Source organism: Klebsiella sp. 10 (assembly GCF_018223925.1).
Taxonomy (GTDB): Bacteria; Pseudomonadota; Gammaproteobacteria; order Enterobacterales; family Enterobacteriaceae; genus Klebsiella; species Klebsiella pneumoniae.
Window position 1 is genome coordinate 28391 of record NZ_JAGRRB010000007.1, and the last position, 14696, is coordinate 43086.

The following is a 14696-nucleotide window of genomic DNA, read 5'->3' on the forward strand; positions in this document are numbered from 1 at the left end:
ATTAGTGCGGCTCTTTCTCGTTGTACTGGAAAGAGAAAAGGAAAATCAGCGCGATAACCGCGGCGGCCACCGCCGGGATCCACCAGAAGGTCACCCAGGCCTGAGGCACGCTCTGGCCGGCCACCAGATGGTTATACAGCGCGCCGGAGATCTGCGAGCCCAGCAGCATGCCGATCCCGTAGGTGAACATCACAATCATGCTCTGCGCCTGGCCTTTTACCTTCTCGCCCGCCACGCGGTCGGTGTAGATAAAGCCAACGACAAAGAAAAAGTCATAGCACACGCCATGCAGCAAAATGCCCAGATAGAGCAGGAAGCGCCCCTCCTCGCTGACTCCGAGAGCGAAAAAGGCGTAGCGGACGAACCACGCCGCCATGCCGATGAGCAGCATGTATTTCACCCCGAGGCGACGGAACAGCAACGGGATCACCAGCATAAAGACGATCTCTGACATCTGGCCGAAGGACATCGCGGTGCTGACATCTTTGACGCCGGCATCCGCCAGATACGACGCGGTATAGGCGTAATAGGTGCCTAACGGCACGGAAATTAAGGTGGCGCAGAGGGAGAAAATCAGGAAATGGCGGGTTTTCAGCAGCGCGAAGGCGTCCGCGCACAGCAGGTCGCGAAACTGAACCGGCATGCCTTTGGCCGGCGCCGGGGTGTGCGGCAGCGTCAGGCTGTAGAGCGCCAGCGCGACCGAACAGAGCGCCGCCAGCGTGAAGATGCCGGTGGTATCAGAGATACCGGTCACCCCGATGCAGATCCCAGCGATAATCCAGCCGATGGTGCCGAACACGCGGACCACCGGGAAGGTTTTATCGACATTGGCCAGGCTGTGGAAGGCGATATTGTTGGTCAGCGCCAGGGTCGGCATATAGCACAGCGTATAGCCGAACAGCAGGCCAATCAGCAGGGCGCCGTTCTGCGCCACCAGCGCCTGCGGGACAAACCACAGGATCGCCGCCCCGGCCAGGTGCATCACCGCCATCACCTTCTGCGAGGCGAAAAAGCGATCCACCAGCATCCCCAGCACAAAGGGAGACAAGATGGAGGCGATCGGCCCGGCGGAGAACGCATCGCCGATCAGCAATGACATCTCATAGCGGGTCATCACCAGCCCCAGGGTCACCGACCAGCTGCCCCAGATAAAAAACTGCATAAACATCATTAACGACAGCCGCGGCACCAGAAAACGGTGGCTCACGCGGACACTTTCCCGACCTTCTGTTGTTGTGACCATGTTGCTCGCCCTCAGAAAAGTAATCGATTACAAAACAGCTCAAAACAAAAGTAATCGATTACAAAAAGAAGATCGCCAGGCAAATGCGCCGCCTGCGAAGAGGATCACAATAAAAAGGCAGGCAGCCCCGCCGGACGGCGGGGCATCTCGCTTACGCCGGGCGGCGCAGCAGTTTGAAGGCGATAAACAGGAACAGGATCCACACCGGCAGCAGGATCGCCGACAGACGCATGCCGTCGATAGTGCACATCAGCGCCAGGATCAGCCCAAGGAAAGCAATGCAGAAGTAGTTGCTGGCGGGCGCCAGCAGCGCTTTGAACTTCGATTCGCGCCCTTTGCGGCGCTGGGCGGCGCGGAACTTCAGGTGCGCCATACAGATCATGATCCAGTTCAGCAGCAACGTCGCCACTACCAGGGCCATCAGCAGCCCCAGCGCTTCATGCGGCAGCAGGTAGTTCAGCACCACCACCAGCGAAGTGATAATCCCGGAGAGCAGCAGGGAGTTCACCGGCACGCCGCGCTTGCTGACGCGGGCGAGAAATTTCGGCGCATTACCCTGCACCGACAGGCCGAACAGCATCCGGCTGTTGGAGTACACGCCGCTGTTATACACCGACAGCGAGGCCACCAGAATGACGAAGTTCAGCGCGGAGGCCACCAGGTTGCTGTCCAGATTATGGAAAATCATCACAAACGGGCTGCTGTCGGATTTGATCTCCACCCACGGGTAGAGCGCCAGCAGCACCACCAGCGAACCGATATAGAACAGCAGGATACGATAGACCACCTGATTGACCGCTTTGGGAATGCTCTTTTCCGGGTTTTGCGCTTCGGCGGCGGTGATGCCGATAAGCTCCAGCCCGCCGAAGGAGAACATGATCACCGCCAGCGACAGAATAAGTCCGTGCCAGCCGGTGGCGAGGAAGCCGCCGTGTTTCCACAGATTGTCGAACCCGGCTTTGCTGCCGCCGTGGCCGCCGAACAGCATCCACAGGCCGAAGGCAATCATGCCGATAATCGCCAGCACCTTGATCAGCGCGAACCAGAACTCCGCTTCGCCATACAAGCGTACGTTGACCAGGTTGACGGCGTTAATAATGATGAAGAAAGCCGCCGCCCAAACCCAGGTGGGCACGTCGGGAAGCCAGTACTGCATATAGATCCCGGCGGCGGTCAGCTCCGCCATCCCTACCAGCACGAACATCACCCAGTAGTTCCAGCCGGAGAGAAAGCCGGCGAACGGCCCCCAGTACTTATAGGCAAAGTGGGCAAAGGAACCGGATACTGGCTCTTCCACCACCATTTCGCCCAGCTGGCGCATGATCAGAAAAGCGACAATCCCGGCCACGGCGTAGCCCAGTAAGACCGCCGGGCCGGCCATTTGAATCGCGGGACCAATGCCGAGAAACAGGCCGGTGCCAATCGCGCCGCCAAGGGCGATAAGTTGAATGTGTCGGTTCTGTAAACCGCGATGAAGCGTCGGGCCACTTTCCGTGACGGTCTCCGACGACGTTGACGCGTCTTTCACGTCGTTCCCCTGTGTGTTTTTGTGAAGGGGCACCTTTTATCACTTAGGGGGGATTGTCGCAAGTTGCGTGGGGCGAGCGTCAGCCGCCCGCCCCGCTTTTTTTAGCGTCAGAAGTCGTAGCTCATTGAGACGCGGACGGTACGCGGATCGCCTTCGAACAGGTAAGTACCGGTATCGTCAATGCCAGACCAGTACTTCTCGTTGGTCACGTTGGTCACCCCGACGCGCCAGATCATTTCGTTCTGGTCGGCGTTCAGACGCATACGATAGCGCAGGCCTAAATCCAGGGTGGTGTAGCTATCCAGCTTCTTGGTATTGGCCGCATCGGCATACTGCGAGCCGCTATGATTGACGCGCGCGGTGGCGGTCAGGCCTTCCACCGGCTTGATGTCATATTCGGCGCCGAGTACCGCGTAGAAGTTAGCCACCCCGATGGCATCTTTACCGTCGGTTGCGCCTTCAGCGGTTTTAGTCTGTTTGGCATCCAGCCAGACGGTACTGGCGTTAAGACGCAGTCCCAGCATCGGCTCGCCAAAGACGTTCATCTCTACGCCGCGGTTACGCTGCTCGCCGTCGAGGCCGTAATTGCCAGCGGTATCGGAAATGGCGTTCGGTTTTTTGATTTCAAACAGCGCCAGCGATCCTCCGATCGTACCGTAGTCGATCTTGACGCCCACTTCGTCCTGCTTCGAGTGCGCGATCCCGGTACTCTGCCCGGCATTGGCCGCCGTCGTCGGCGCCACAGAGCCCGGCTGCAGCGCTTCGGTATGGTTAGCATACAGCGACAGCTGCTCCCACGGCTTGTACACCAGGCCAAACGTCGGCATCCAGCGGCTTTGGGTATAACGCGAAGAGGTATCTTCCAGCCCGGTGGCGTTGCTGTAGTTGCGCACAACCACTTTCTGATGACGAGCAGCGGCGGTAAACAGCACTTTATCGTTAAAGAAGCCGAGGGTATCACTCAGCAGCCAGCCCTGCGTACGGCTGCGCGAGGTGACCAGCGGATCGTGGTAGTTGCCGCCAAAATAGGCGTTATCCGGCATCGCCACATCATGGTTGTCATAGATATTAGTGGTCGGGTTCCTGGCCGACATCCGCCAGGCGGTCGCATCGGTATGCACCTGCGCCGCATAGCCGAGGTTCACCTTATGCGAAATCGCGCCGGTATTGAAATCGCCGCGTACCCCGCCCATGCCGCTGATCGCGTCGATAATGCGGTTAGTATCCAGGCGGCCCACCGTCGCATCGCCGTTTTTATTCAGAAGCTTCGGCGCGCTGTAGGTACCAATTTCATGCGAATGCTGGCCGCCGAGGGCGCTGTATACCGTCCAGCTATCGGTCAGGTCATATTCTGCCTTCGCCATGCCGAACTCGCTTTCAATATCGCTATAGCCCCACTTCTGGCTGTAGTTTTTGCTGTTGTCCGGCAGCGCCGGAACGAAATCCACGCCGCTGATATTGACGCCCATCGTACCACCGTGGAACGTTTTCTTCTGATAGCCGAAATCGAGCGAGGAGCGGAAACGGTCGCCGCGGTAATCAAGCCCCAGCGAAGCCAGCGTGGTACGGCGTTTATCATTATCGATAGCGCCTTCACCCTCGCGGTGCACCAGGTTGACCCGAGCGCCGAACTGGTTGTTGTCGCCGAAACGGCGCCCCAGGTCGAGGGTGCCGCCCACCTGAGAATCAGAGGTATAGTCGACGCCAACGCGTGCGGTCGGCAGATCTTCCGCCCGCTTCGGCTCGAGGTTAATCATCCCGCCGACGCCGCTGCTGGCCGCGCCGTTAAGCAGGCTGTTAGCCCCTTTGAAAATTTCAACGCGCTCCAGCATCTGGGTGTCCATCACCTGACGCGGCACCACGCCCGCCAGGCCGCCCATCGTCATGTCATCGCCATCGAGCTTAAACCCGCGGATTCGATAGGTCTCGGCGAAGTTGCCGTAGCCCTGTACGGCCTGCACGCCAGCGTCGTTACTGACGACATCGGCGATAGTTTTCGCCTGCTGATCCTGAATCAGCTTCGAGGTATAGCCGATGACGTTAAACGGGACGTCCATCGCTTTTTGTTCGCCAAGCATCCCCAGACGGCCGCCGTGGGCGATCTGGCCATCGAGGAATGCCGGAACCACCAGGTCGCCGCCGGATTTAAAATCGCTGGTTTCGTTAGCCTCGACGATGAGGGTCTCTTCGCCAGGCTGCTTCGCGGCGGCAGCGTCCGCGGCCATCACCGTTTGACTGGCGGCGCCGATGGCTAAGGCCAGCAGCGTTTTACGCAGCGGGAAGGATGAATAGTGCGTGGTGTGCATAATTTGCCCCATGGATGAGGATAAATGAATCAAAGGGCCCGTCGCCGGACCCGTTATTTTTATTGCGCGTTCAGGTCGATACGTACGACGCTGTCCGGGCCTTTAGTGGAGTGGTCTTTATTGAAGGGCTGTTTGACGGTGACAAACAGCGTCTGACCATCGGCGGAAAGCAGCAGGCTGTTGGGATTGGCCGGCAGCGCCCAGCTTTTCTTCAGCGTGTAGCGGCTGGCGTCAAGGCTGATGACCTTGCCGGATTCACGCTGTGAAATATAAATTTCGTGGCGTTTCTTATTGAACTGCACCGCCAGCGAATCGCCGACGTCGAGCTGTTTAAGCAGCTTGCCGCTGTGGATATCCAGCACCAGAGTGGTTTTCGCTTTCGAGTTGTCGGTCACGAACAGACGGCCGGTGTCGCTATCTTCGGCCATATTAAGCAGCAGCGCCGGCTTGTCGCCCAGCGGCTTCCAGCGCTGTTCAATGCGTTGGTTACGCGGGTTGATCACCAGAATTTCACCGCTGCCGTTAGCGGCGTACACGCGACCGGTTTGCGCGGAGTAGTGCAGGCCGGTCATCCATTTACCGGTATTTTTAATCCGCGTTTTCAGCTTCAGGGTAGTGGCGTCAACCACCCAGATTTGCGCCGGGTCGGCGACCGCGCCAACGTAGAGAGTATTATTCAGCAACAGCAGCTGACGGGCCCCATAAGGGCGACCTTTTTCATTGCGCTCGCTGAACAGCAGGCGGTTTTTTACCTTGCCGGTGGCGGTGTCGATAGCGCTGATGCCGCCGTCCAGCGAATTGCTGACATACAGCGTTTTACCCTCCGCAGAGAGCTGTAAAGCGAAGTTTTTCAGATCGGTATGCGTCAGGCCGATGGTATTGAGGGTGTGCGGATCCAGTGTGTAAACCGCCCCGCCCTGTACATTTTTAAAGCCTTCAGCGCTGGCGACGTACAGCGCATCACCCTGCGGGCTTAACGCCATCTCGTACAGCCCTTCCGCTAGCTGGCGCTGCAGCGGTTGCGCCACGTTAGGGACTGGCGAGTCGACAACCGGTTGGGAAACGGCAGAGGAATGAGGCGTCGCGCAGCCGCTTAACGCCGCGCTGATGGCCAGCGTCAACGCCGGAAGTGTGTATTTCATTGGATCAACCCTATAAAAAATCAATGACCCGATGGACGCGCAGCGGCCGATATTGTGTGTTTCCAGCCTGCTGTCTTTACGTCACCCTACGCCTTCGCGACTCTTAGTGAACGACTCACTGGCGCAGCTCGAACCTTGCCAAAATTACGAATGAAAAAGAGAATGAGAACTATACTCATTATCTAATGTCAAGCAAGTCCTGGCGGGCAAAAAAGATAATCTGCTGATTTTTTTTACGGCAATGGCGGATTACGAGGGGAAGAAAGGATCCGTGACGGGAAAAGCGTCCCGGAAGCGATGCCGTGCACCGCCCGGGTTGCAGGCCAGAAGGCACACAATGTGTTGCCTATCTGGCGCAAAGCGACACATGACAGCGCTATGTCGCTGAACGGCGATTAATAGCGCACCATCACCGACTTCAGCTCCGTATAATCATCGATAAACGCGCTGCCGAATTCGCGCCCGATGCCCGAGCCCTTCATACCGCCGAACGGTACCGCCGGGTCGAGGAAGGTATGCATATTGACCCATACGATGCCGGCCTCAATCGCCTCCGAGTAGCGTAGCGCCTGACGAATATTATCCGACCAGACGCTGGCCGCCAGGCCATACGGCGAAGCATTAATTCGTGCCAGCGCCTCTTCTTCACTGCGATAGCCGATAAAACTGCACACCGGACCGAAGGTCTCCTCGCGCATCAGGGTGCTCTCTTCGCTGCGCACTTTGACCGCGGTCGGCTGCAGGAAATAGCCCTCCCCCGGCAGCGCTTCGCCGCCGCAGACGATGGTATCGCCCTCGTCGCGGGCGGTCTGAATGAGCCGCAAAACTTTGTCATACTGCTGGCGGTTGGCCAGCGGCCCCATCAGCGTCCGTTCATCCAGCGGCGACCCCGGCGCAAAAGCGCTGAGCTTGTCTTTCAGCAGCGCCAGTACCGCATCCAGTTTTCCCTGCGGCAGATAAAAACGTTCCGCAGCGGCGCAAATCTGCCCCTGGTTCAGGTAGCCAGCTTCAATAATGCCGTTGACCATCGCCTCCGGCGTCAGGTCATCGAGGAACAGCGCGGCGTTTTTCCCCCCCAGCTCAAGGGTCACCCGTTTACCTGACGCACTGGCCGACTGCTGGACTTTTTCACCGGTGGCCACCGAGCCGGTGAAGCTCACCTTGGCGCAGGCCGGATGCGTAATCAGCCGCTGGGCAATCTCGCCGCCGGCGCCGTTGACCACGTTAATCACCCCATCCGGGATACCCACCGCTTTTGCCAGCTCCGCCACGCGCAGCAGCGTCAGCGGCGTATATTCGCTCGGCTTGAGGACGATGGTGCAGCCGCAGACCAGGGCCGCCGCCAGCTTCCAGATGGCAATCATGATGGAGAAGTTCCACGGCACGATGCCAACCACCACCCCCAGCGGCTGGCGGCGGGTAAAGGCGGTATATTTCTCCCCGGCCATCGATGGCAGCGAGACATCCAGCGTTTCACCGGTGACTTTCCCCGCCCAGCCGGCGAAGTAGCGCAGGAACGCCACCGACTGGTCCAGTTCGAGCATCCGCACCAGCGTGATAGTTTTGCCGGAACAGAGACTTTCCAGCTGCGCCAGCGCTTCGCGATGCTCTGCCAGCGTGTCCGCCAGCTTCAGCAGCAGCGCGCCGCGCGCCAGCGTCGGCATCTCGCGCCACTGACTTAACGCCTGGCGGGCGCTCTCCATAGCGCGATCCGCCTGGTCACTATCCGCCGCGGTGACCTCGGCAATCGCCCGCCCGGTCGCCGGGTTGATCACCGCGAACGGCGCGCCGCGGCCCGCCTCACGTTGACCGGCAATAAACTGCCCGTGCGGCTGGCGTAAGAAGGCGGTCACTTCCGCCAGTAAGGTTATCTCGCTCATCGTCAGCACCCGTTTTTCAGCAAAGTTAACCCATCACAGCACGGCTTCCCGCCGCAGCCTATCGTTCTAAAGAACGTCATTCTTCCGGACGATATTCAACGCCCGCGCGGCGTGCTGTGATGAGGGTCTTGAGCCAGGCAAGACCACAGGGTAACGCGATGAACATCAAGATCGATGCGCTGAACTACTACGGCGCGACGAAGAAATATCACCTCCATTTCCCGGCGCTACGGGAAGATATTGAAGCCGATGTGGTAATTATCGGCGGCGGCTTCTCTGGCATTAACACCGCCCTTGAGCTGGCGGAACAGGGGATCACCAACGTGGTGGTGCTGGAGGCGCGCCATCTCGGCTACGGCGGCACCGGGCGCAACGGCGGCCAGGTGATGGCCGGTATCGGCCACGATATCGAAGCGGTAAAAAAGCACGTCGGCAAAGAGGGGCTGGAGACGCTGTTTAAAATCGCCAACCTCGGCGCGGGCATCATTCGCGAACGCATCCGCAAATACAACATCGACGCCGATTTCGTGCCCGGCTACGGCTATCTCGCCTATAACCAGCGACAGCTTAAAACGCTGCGCCAGTGGGAGAAGGAGTTTAAAGCCGCTACCCCGGATGAAGAGATCGAACTGTATACCGGAAAAGAGGTGCAGCAGGTGGTGGGCTCCGAGGTCTACTGCGGCGCGCTGAAACATATGGGCGGCGGCCAGATCCATTCACTCAATATGCTGCTCGGTTCGGCGCAGGCCGCCCATTCGCTGGGGGTGAAGATTTTCGAATCCTCGCCGGTGGTGGAAGTGAATTACGGCAAACAGGTGCGGGTACGCACCGCGATGGGCAGCGTCAAAGCCGCCAAACTGCTGTGGGCCTGCGACAGCTTCCTCAACAATATGGAGCCGGAGATCTACAACAAGACGCTGGTCACTTACTCCTACCAGGTGTCGACCGAGCCGCTCTCCGATGAACTGATCGAACGCATCAGCCCACTGCGCGGCGCCTTCAGCGATATTCGCCCGGTAATTAACTACTACCGCGTCACCCGGGAAAACCGCCTGCTGTTCGGCAGCGCCACCCGCTTTGTGGAGTATACGCCGAACGATTTCGCCGCCTGGAACCGCACCTTGCTGGCGGAGGTCTTCCCCTATCTCAGGGATGTGAAGATCGATTTTGCGTGGGGCGGGCCGATGGCCTGTAGCGCCAATCTGTTCCCGCAGATCGGCACCTTACGCGACCATAACAACGTCTTTTACGTCCAGGGGTACTCCGGCTTCGGCGTCACCCCGTCGCACATCGTGTGCAAAATCCTCGCCGAAGGGATCAACGGCGGTTCCGACCGCTATCGTCTGCTAAGCAGCATCCCCCACGCGACCATCCACGGCCGTGACAGCCTGCGTCTGTTATTAGTCACGGCCGGAAAACTGATGCATCAAACCGCCGGTTTCTGGAAAGGCCGGAGTTAACCAGGAGAACGCTATGCACGCTTTTAAACTTAAACACCCGGTACCTGATCTGCAGCCGATCGGCAGCGTCAGCCTGCTCGGCGCGACGCCGACCGCTGGCGACCCGCAGGTAGCGGGCGCGATGATCTACGGCGAGCCGCAGGACGCCTTTACCTGCGGACTGTTTTCGTCCACTGAGGGGAGCTTTACCATGACCTATCCGTTTACCGAGCACGCCACCGTGCTGGAGGGCGAAGTGGAGCTGACCGTCGCCGGCGGCGAGCCGCAGCGCTTTGCGCCGGGCGACAGCTGGTTTGTTAAACAGGGCACCGAAGTGGAGTGGAAAATTCTGACGCCGCGCTTTGTGAAGCACTACCTGGCGAACGTCGAGACCCGCTAACAAACTGATAATGCCCGGCGGCGCATTACGCCTTCTCCGGGCTACCAAATCGCGCAGCGCTGTAGCCCCGGTAAGCGGCAGCGCCACCGGGGGGTTTGAGGCCAAATTAAAGGCAGGCCGCACGGACCGTAGGCCGGGTAAGGCGCAGCCGCCACCCGGCAGAAACAGGCGCAATGTGACAGGACGGATGGCCCCGGTTTTCGGGGTCATATTGTTTATCCGCCGCGACATTCATCGACTGCGTCACAGAATCATGCGCCGCCCTCCACCTTCCGGACGATATTCGTTGAGCAGGATGCCCGCCTAAATTATGACTATCCGGGAGTGGCGCTGGCTATTCCCTGCTACCCCATTATTGTGCAGAGGTTGACTATGTTTAGTAACAGACTCGCCAGCCATCTTGAGCGCGGCGTCGTCGGCTTCCCGACCACCCTCGCCAGCTCCGTCGGGCTGATCATGGCCAGCCCGGTGATCCTGACGGTCACCAGCGGCTTCGGCATGGGCGGCGATACCTTCGCGCTGGCGGTGCTGCTGGCCTTTATTATGATGCAGGCGCAGGTCACCACCTTTGCCGAGGCGGCGACGCTCATTCCCACCACCGGTTCGGTGTACGACTATATCTCCTGCGGCATGGGCCGCTTCTTCGCTATCACCGGCGCGCTGTGCGCCTATCTGATCGTCCATATCTTCGCCGGGACGGCGGAGACGATCCTGGCGGGCATTATGGCGCTGGTGAACTTCGAGTCGATTAACGCCCAGATGGCCGCTCACCAGAACACCTGGATGGTGGGCGTCGGCATGGTGGTGATTTTCGGCTTGCTCAACGCCATCGGCGTGGAAATCTTCGGCAAGGTCGAAGTGGTGCTGACCTTCGGCATGTGGACCACGCTGACTATTTTCGGCCTGTGTGGCATTTTTATGGCGCCGGTGACTCATCTTTCCGGCTGGTTCGGCACGCCGCTGAACATCAGCGATATCAACGGTCTGTTCGGCTATATCGGCATGGCGATGTTTATGTTCGTCGGCTGCGAACTGGTGACGCCGATGGCGCCGGAGATTAAACAGGCCCACCGAACTATTCCGCGGGCGATGGCGCTGGGCCTGCTGGGAGTCGCCAGCTGCATGTTTATCTACGGCGCGGCGATCAACCGCCAGGTGGAGAATACCGTGCTCGACGCGGCCAACAACGTCCATCTGCTGGATACACCGATGGCGATCCCGGCCTTCGCCGAACGGGTGATGGGCCACGCCGGCCAGTACTGGCTGGGGGTCGGGCTGCTGTTGGCCGGCTGCGCCACCATCAATACGCTGATGGCCGCCGTGCCGCGTATTATCTACGGCATGGCGCTGGACGGCGCGCTGCCCCGTTTCCTGACCTGGCTGCATCCGCGCTTTAAGACGCCGGTGATCGCCATTGCCATCGGGGTGGCGATCCCTTGCCTGCACGCCTGGTATCTGAACGGCGATCTGGACCGCATCGTGCCGCTGATCCTCGCCGCGGTCTGCGCCTGGGGCGTCGCCTATCTGCTGGTTACTCTGTCGGTGGTGATGCTGCGCATTCGCCGCCCGGACCTGCCGCGCGCCTACCGCTCGCCGTGGTTCCCGCTGCCGCAGATTATCTCCAGCGTCGGGATCATCATCGCTATCGTCAATATCACGCCGCCCGGGATGGACAGCCGCCAGGTGCTGGTGCCTTTCGGCATAATGCTCGGCCTGACCGCCGCTTACGCCCTGTTCTGGACGGTGTGCGTGCAGCGCGTCAATCCGTTCAAGCCGCTGGTAGTGGAAGAGGTGGTGGAGCGCGCCATCAACAATTATGAAAAACAGACCCGCGGGGAGATGACGCCAGATGTCCTCCGTCCCCTGGTTTGAAACGCCGTTAATGAACGCGGTGCAGCGCGATCTGGCGGGCTGGCCCAGCGAAAAGCTGAGCGAACGCAGCGCGCTGCTGCGCTTGAACGACGCCACCGCCGTCACCTTCAGCGTGCGTCAGAAGCGGCTGTTTATGGCCAGCATTCACAGCTGCGAGTTTGTCGTCGAGGGGCCGGTGACCCGGCCCGCTCGCGGCAAGATCCGCGCCCACCAATCCGGCTGGCTAAAACGCCTGCCGATCCGCTTTATCGGCAGTAAAGAGAGCGCGGAACTCGCCGGCTATCTCAACGGTTTTCCTAATCTCCAGCAGACCTTAAGCGAGCTGGATTACCGCCGCTTTTCGCTGACCTTTGATAGTAGCGGCTGGCGCTGCAGCATTGAACCCTGGGCCGCCAGCGAAGTGGTCTGTAAAATGCCGCCGCTGCGCCGTTATCTGCGGCTGGAAGCGCAGCAGCGGATGCTGCTGCTCAGCGTGCTGGCGATGGTTAATCAGGCGGTAAGTCAGTGGATGCGCGGTGAAATCGCAGAAGAGAAAGCATTGACTTCCCCGCCATCACCGCGGGGAAGCTGAGGTGGTTTATAGCAGGCCAAACTGCTGCGCCAGCCGATCGATGGCCTGGCGCTGGAACTGCGCGAATGCGGCGCGCGGCTGCTGCTGCTGAATAAATTCCAGCAGCGGATCCTGGACCTCGGTGCGGATGCCGCTCAGGGCTTCCATCACCGCCAGGCCGCAGAACGGCACGTAGGATTCGGCGTAGCCGCCCTCGTGCACCATCACCAGTTTCCCGCCGCACAGGCGATCCGCCGCCTGCTGGACCTGTTCGGTCATCGCCCGGAAGCTATCGCTGTGCAGCTGCATCCGCGCTAATGGATCCATGGCGTTGGCGTCATAGCCGCAGGCGATGATGATCAGCTCCGGCTCAAAACGCGCCAGCGCCGGAATAACGATAGTTTCCAGCGCATAGCGCCAGCTGTCATCCCCCGCCCCGGCCAACAGCGGAATATTGATGTTGTAACCTTCGCCCGCGCCCACGCCGCGATCGTCCTCGCCGGCGTAGCCCGGCGGGAAGCAGCCGTCCTGATGCAAGGAGATAGTCAGTACGTCGTCGCGCTGCAGGTAGATATGCTGGGTGCCGTTACCGTGGTGAACATCCCAGTCAATGATCGCCACCTTGCCCAGCCCCAGCTGCGCTTTCGCTCGCTCGACGGCAATGGGAATATTGGCGAGGAAACAAAATCCCATCGACTGATCCGGCAGGCAGTGGTGTCCGGGCGGGCGCGACAGCGAATAGGCGTTATCCAGCTCCCCCTTCAGCACCGCTTCCACCGCCGCACAGGCCAGCCCGGCGGAAAGACAGGCAATTTCATAACTGCCCGGCCCCAGCGGCGCCTCTTTGCCGAGCATGCCGCCGCCGTTATCGCTTATCGCCTTGAAGCGCTCCAGATAGCTGTCGGGGTGGATCCGCCGCAGGTCCTCAAGGCTCGCCGGCGCCGCGCTGCGCAGCGCCAGCTGCGGCGTCAGCCCGGAGACATCCATCAGGTTTTTCATCCGCCGTTTGGTCTCTGGCGATTCAGCATGACCGCCGCCGGCGGGCGGCTGTACCCACCCGCCCACCGGCAGCGTCACCGCGTGCAGACCGGTACTGTGCCAGAAACAACGTTCATCAAAGAAGAAACCGGTTTTTCTTTTCACTCTATCCTCCCGTGGGCTAAGCCTTCCCGGCGGCGGACGCCGCCACAATTAAAATCAGTGACAGCAGCGCGCAGACGCCTGCCGCCGCCAGCAGCGGGTCGGCGCTGGCGAAGTGTTGCAGTAAGGCCCCCGCAAGCGCCGGGCCAGCCGCCATGCCGCCGCCGATCACCAGATTGATGCTGTTCATTAGCCGACCGCTGTTATCGAGCCCGGCCACGCGGGCGAGAATAAAGGGCAGCACGAAGGTCCAGGTGAACTTAAACAGCAGCGCCGCGATGGCGTAACGCACCAGCAGCGGCTGGCCGATCAGCAGCCCAACGCTGACGATCAACAGGCCGTAGCCCAGCCACACCGGTAAACGATCGGCCCGCCGGGTGCCGCGCAGGGCCGCGCCGCCGGCGCCGATAATGCCGCAAACCGTCGCCGCCGCCAGCACCAGACCGACCTGCGTCGGGCTCAGCCCCGCCGCGCTGCCGATGGTGCCGATAAAGGTCCACACGGCGCTAAGGCTGATATAGAAAGTGAGCACCGCCAGCACCGCCAGCGCCTGACGCCACAGCGCCGTCGACGGCTGCTGGCGGGAGACTGAAAGCGGTTGAAAGCGCGGAGGGAAAGCGGATACCAGCGGCAAACAGCAGAGCATGATGGCGGCGAGGATCAGATACACCACCTTCAGGCCAAAGGTCGCGAACAGGCCGGGCAGCGCCAGCAGGCCAAGCATCCCTAACAGCAGTTGCCCGAGCACCCAGAAGGCGTAGACCCGCGACGGGTTCGGCGTTCCGGCCGCGCAGCTGATGCACAAAATCATCAACGTGCCGCCCGCCAGCGAGGCGATAAAGCGCGCCGCCAGCAGCGTCTCGTACTGGGTGACCACCGCCGAGGCGAGGTTGGCGGCCAGAAACACCACCCCGGCCGTCAGGGCAACCCGCCGCCAGTCGAGGCGGCTCATCCACCACCACGCCGGGAGCGTCGCCAGGCTCATCGCCCCCAGCTCCGCTGAGAACAGCCAGCCGATCTGCCCGGGTTTTAGCTGCCATTCGCTGGCCAGCTGCGCCGCTACCGCCGGCGCGGTCATCAGAATACCCGGCGCAATAGCGGCAAAAATCACGATCGCCGCCAGCAAACGCAGGGACACCACCAGCCCGGCGGGCCGGGAAAGCGCATTATCAGTGAGAGGTGTACTCGACATCGTA

The 14696-nt window shown here is 60.5% G+C and carries 11 protein-coding genes; 4 read left to right on the plus strand and 7 right to left on the minus strand.

The features are described 5' to 3' along the window. Nucleotide 1: 1 nt before the first annotated feature. The 5 genes from KHQ26_RS08310 to KHQ26_RS08330 all read right to left on the minus strand — a co-directional run bounded on the left by KHQ26_RS08310 (nucleotide 2) and on the right by KHQ26_RS08330 (nucleotide 8099). Nucleotides 2-1207 carry an MFS transporter gene (locus KHQ26_RS08310; protein WP_004198867.1) on the minus strand — a complete coding sequence of 402 codons (1206 nt, stop codon included), beginning with the start codon at nucleotides 1205-1207 and terminating at the stop codon, nucleotides 2-4. Between the two features lie 187 nt (nucleotides 1208-1394). Further along, the gene (gene pheP / locus KHQ26_RS08315; protein ID WP_004151811.1) at nucleotides 1395-2771 is read right to left on the minus strand and encodes a phenylalanine transporter; all 1377 of its coding nucleotides are present in this window, start codon (nucleotides 2769-2771) and stop codon (nucleotides 1395-1397) included. A gap of 107 nt (nucleotides 2772-2878) precedes the next feature. Further along, nucleotides 2879-5077 (minus strand): TonB-dependent receptor, encoded by a 2199-nt coding sequence (locus tag KHQ26_RS08320; protein ID WP_004191460.1) that lies wholly within the window; start codon nucleotides 5075-5077, stop codon nucleotides 2879-2881. Between the two features lie 59 nt (nucleotides 5078-5136). Then, the gene (locus KHQ26_RS08325) at nucleotides 5137-6219 is read right to left on the minus strand and encodes a YncE family protein (protein WP_004147457.1); all 1083 of its coding nucleotides are present in this window, start codon (nucleotides 6217-6219) and stop codon (nucleotides 5137-5139) included. Nucleotides 6220-6614: 395 nt separating this feature from the next. Next, nucleotides 6615-8099 (minus strand): aldehyde dehydrogenase family protein, encoded by a 1485-nt coding sequence (locus KHQ26_RS08330; protein ID WP_029497404.1) that lies wholly within the window; start codon nucleotides 8097-8099, stop codon nucleotides 6615-6617. Between the two features lie 158 nt (nucleotides 8100-8257). Between KHQ26_RS08330 and KHQ26_RS08335 the strand changes: the two genes are divergently transcribed. The 4 genes from KHQ26_RS08335 (at nucleotide 8258) to KHQ26_RS08350 (ending at nucleotide 12381) form a co-directional block, all read left to right on the plus strand. After that, nucleotides 8258-9559, plus strand: coding sequence for an NAD(P)/FAD-dependent oxidoreductase (locus KHQ26_RS08335; protein WP_004176990.1), 1302 nt, complete (start codon nucleotides 8258-8260; stop codon nucleotides 9557-9559). Nucleotides 9560-9572: 13 nt separating this feature from the next. Beyond that, nucleotides 9573-9938 carry a cupin domain-containing protein gene (locus KHQ26_RS08340; RefSeq protein ID WP_002892824.1) on the plus strand — a complete coding sequence of 122 codons (366 nt, stop codon included), beginning with the start codon at nucleotides 9573-9575 and terminating at the stop codon, nucleotides 9936-9938. Between the two features lie 372 nt (nucleotides 9939-10310). Continuing rightward, a complete protein-coding gene (locus KHQ26_RS08345; protein ID WP_004183276.1) occupies nucleotides 10311-11810 on the plus strand; it encodes an APC family permease in 1500 nt (499 codons plus the stop codon). Beyond that, nucleotides 11788-12381 carry a DUF3156 family protein gene (locus KHQ26_RS08350; RefSeq protein ID WP_016531823.1) on the plus strand — a complete coding sequence of 198 codons (594 nt, stop codon included), beginning with the start codon at nucleotides 11788-11790 and terminating at the stop codon, nucleotides 12379-12381. Before KHQ26_RS08345 ends, KHQ26_RS08350 begins: the two co-directional genes overlap by 23 nt. 6 nt (nucleotides 12382-12387) lie before the next feature. On the opposite strand, the gene KHQ26_RS08355 is transcribed toward KHQ26_RS08350, so the two are convergent. Further along, entirely contained in the window at nucleotides 12388-13503 is a 1116-nt protein-coding gene (locus tag KHQ26_RS08355; RefSeq protein ID WP_004176993.1) for a class II histone deacetylase, read from the minus strand. A 16-nt stretch (nucleotides 13504-13519) separates the two neighbouring features. Then, complete coding sequence (locus KHQ26_RS08360; RefSeq protein ID WP_004151808.1) at nucleotides 13520-14692, minus strand: MFS transporter; 1173 nt, start codon at nucleotides 14690-14692, stop codon at nucleotides 13520-13522. Nucleotides 14693-14696 lie beyond the last annotated feature (4 nt).

Bases quoted from the DNA above. Each gene is read 5' to 3' on its own strand.
- KHQ26_RS08340 (WP_002892824.1), top strand. From the start codon at position 9,573: ATGCACGCTTTTAAACTTAAACACCCGGTACCTGATCTGCAGCCGATC.
- KHQ26_RS08335 (WP_004176990.1), top strand. From the start codon at position 8,258: ATGAACATCAAGATCGATGCGCTGAACTACTACGGCGCGACGAAGAAA.
- KHQ26_RS08350 (WP_016531823.1), top strand. From the start codon at position 11,788: ATGTCCTCCGTCCCCTGGTTTGAAACGCCGTTAATGAACGCGGTGCAG.
- KHQ26_RS08345 (WP_004183276.1), top strand. From the start codon at position 10,311: ATGTTTAGTAACAGACTCGCCAGCCATCTTGAGCGCGGCGTCGTCGGC.
- KHQ26_RS08360 (WP_004151808.1), bottom strand. From the start codon at position 14,692: ATGTCGAGTACACCTCTCACTGATAATGCGCTTTCCCGGCCCGCCGGG.
- KHQ26_RS08330 (WP_029497404.1), bottom strand. From the start codon at position 8,099: ATGAGCGAGATAACCTTACTGGCGGAAGTGACCGCCTTCTTACGCCAG.
- KHQ26_RS08320 (WP_004191460.1), bottom strand. From the start codon at position 5,077: ATGCACACCACGCACTATTCATCCTTCCCGCTGCGTAAAACGCTGCTG.
- KHQ26_RS08325 (WP_004147457.1), bottom strand. From the start codon at position 6,219: ATGAAATACACACTTCCGGCGTTGACGCTGGCCATCAGCGCGGCGTTA.